Below are 2,582 nucleotides of genomic sequence, written 5' to 3' on the forward strand. Positions count from 1 at the left end.
CACACATCTCATAGATATAGTTAAGTCCTCGATCGATTAGTATTCGTCAGCTCCACATGTCACCATGCTTCCACCTCGAACCTATCTACCTCATCGTCTTTGAGGGATCTTACTCACTTGACGTGATGGGAAGTCTCATCTTGAGGGGGGCTTCATGCTTAGATGCTTTCAGCACTTATCCCGACCACACGTAGCTACCCAGCCGTGCTCCTGGCGGAACAACTGGTGCACCAGCGGTGTGTCCATCCCGGTCCTCTCGTACTAAGGACAGCTCCTCTCAAACTTCCTGCGCCCACGACGGATAGGGACCGAACTGTCTCACGACGTTCTGAACCCAGCTCGCGTACCGCTTTAATGGGCGAACAGCCCAACCCTTGGGACCGACTACAGCCCCAGGATGCGATGAGCCGACATCGAGGTGCCAAACCTCCCCGTCGATGTGGACTCTTGGGGGAGATAAGCCTGTTATCCCCGGGGTAGCTTTTATCCGTTGAGCGACGGCCCTTCCATGCGGAACCGCCGGATCACTAAGCCCGACTTTCGTCCCTGCTCGACTTGTAAGTCTCGCAGTCAAGCTCCCTTCTGCCTTTGCACGCTACGAATGATTTCCAACCATTCTGAGGGAACCTTTGGGCGCCTCCGTTACCCTTTGGGAGGCGACCGCCCCAGTCAAACTGCCTACCTGACACTGTCTCCGAACCGGATCACGGTTCTGGGTTAGAATGTCCATACAGCCAGGGTGGTATCCCACCGGCGCCTCCACGTAAGCTAGCGCTCACGTATCGACGGCTCCCACCTATCCTGTACAAGCTGTACCAACATTCCATGTCAGGCTACAGTAAAGCTCCACGGGGTCTTTCCGTCCTGTCGCGGGTAATGCGCATTTTCACGCATAGTATAATTTCACCGGGTCTCTTGTTGAGACAGTGCCCAAGTCGTTGCACCTTTCGTGCGGGTCGGAACTTACCCGACAAGGAATTTCGCTACCTTAGGACCGTTATAGTTACGGCCGCCGTTTACTGGGGCTTCGGTTCAACGCTTCGCATAATGCTAACGCATCCCCTTAACCTTCCAGCACCGGGCAGGTGTCAGCCCCTATACTTCGCCTTACGGCTTCGCAGAGACCTGTGTTTTTGATAAACAGTCGCTTGGGCCTTTTCACTGCGGCTTCTCGACACGAGAAGCACCCCTTCTCCCGAAGTTACGGGGTCATTTTGCCGAGTTCCTTAACAAGAGTTCTCCCGATCACCTTAGGATACTCTCCTCGCCTACCTGTGTCGGTTTGCGGTACGGGCACCCATCTTCCTCGCTAGAGGCTTTTCTAGGCAGTGTGAATTCCGGAACTTCGGTACTGATATTTCCCTCCCTGTCACAGCTTGCGCTTGCCAGACGGATTTACCTATCTGACGCACTTACTGCTTAGACGCACACATCCAGCGGTGCGCTTTCCATATCCTTCTGCGTTCCCCCATCACTCGAACGGAAGTGGGTGGTACAGGAATCTCCACCTGTTATCCATCGCCTACGCCTTTCGGCCTCGGCTTAGGTCCCGACTAACCCTGAGCGGACGAGCCTTCCTCAGGAAACCTTAGGCTTGCGGTGAAGAAGATTCTCACTTCTTTCTCGCTACTCATACCGGCATTCTCACTTCGAAGCGCTCCACCAGTCCTCACGGTCTGACTTCGCAGCCCTTCGAACGCTCTCCTACCATTGTTCTCTAGAACAATCCGTAGCTTCGGTGATACGTTTAGCCCCGGTATATTTTCGGCGCAGCGTCACTCGACCAGTGAGCTATTACGCACTCTTTAAATGATGGCTGCTTCTAAGCCAACATCCTGGTTGTCTAAGCAACGCCACATCCTTTTCCACTTAACGTATACTTGGGGACCTTAGCTGACGGTCTGGGCTGTTTCCCTTTCGACGATGAACCTTATCACCCATCGTCTGACTCCCAAGTTGAAGTCGCTGGCATTCGGAGTTTGACTGAATTCGGTAACCCGATGAGGGCCCCTCGTCCAATCAGTGCTCTACCTCCAGTACTTCTGCCTTGAGGCTAGCCCTAAAGCTATTTCGGAGAGAACCAGCTATCTCCGTGTTCGATTGGCATTTCACCCCTACCCACACCTCATCCCCGCACTTTTCAACGTACGTGGGTTCGGGCCTCCAGTCAGTGTTACCTGACCTTCACCCTGGACATGGGTAGATCACACGGTTTCGGGTCTACGACCCACTACTCATTCGCCCTCTTCAGACTCGCTTTCGCTGCGGCTTCACTTTTGACAGTTTAACCTTGCAGTAGATCGTAACTCGCCGGTCCATTCTACAAAAGGTACGCCGTCACCCCTATAAAGGGCTCCGACTACTTGTAGGCGCACGGTTTCAGGTTCTCTTTCACTCCCCTCCCGGGGTGCTTTTCACCTTTCCCTCACGGTACTGGTTCACTATCGGTCACTAGGGAGTATTTAGCCTTGGGAGATGGTCCTCCCGGATTCCGACGGAATTTCTCGTGTTCCATCGTACTCAGGATACACTCCGGAGGAAACGCCATTTCAACGACAGGGCTCTTACCTTCTTTGGCGAGC

General features: G+C 53.8%; 1 rRNA gene. It reads right to left on the minus strand.

From position 1 onward, the window contains the following. Window positions 1–16 precede the first annotated feature (16 nt). Window positions 17–2,582: ribosomal RNA gene (locus tag J416_RS10980) — 23S ribosomal RNA — on the minus strand; the annotation flags it as partial.

Origin of the sequence: Gracilibacillus halophilus YIM-C55.5 (assembly GCF_000359605.1) — a bacterium.
GTDB lineage: Bacteria > Bacillota > Bacilli > Bacillales > Amphibacillaceae > Gracilibacillus > Gracilibacillus halophilus.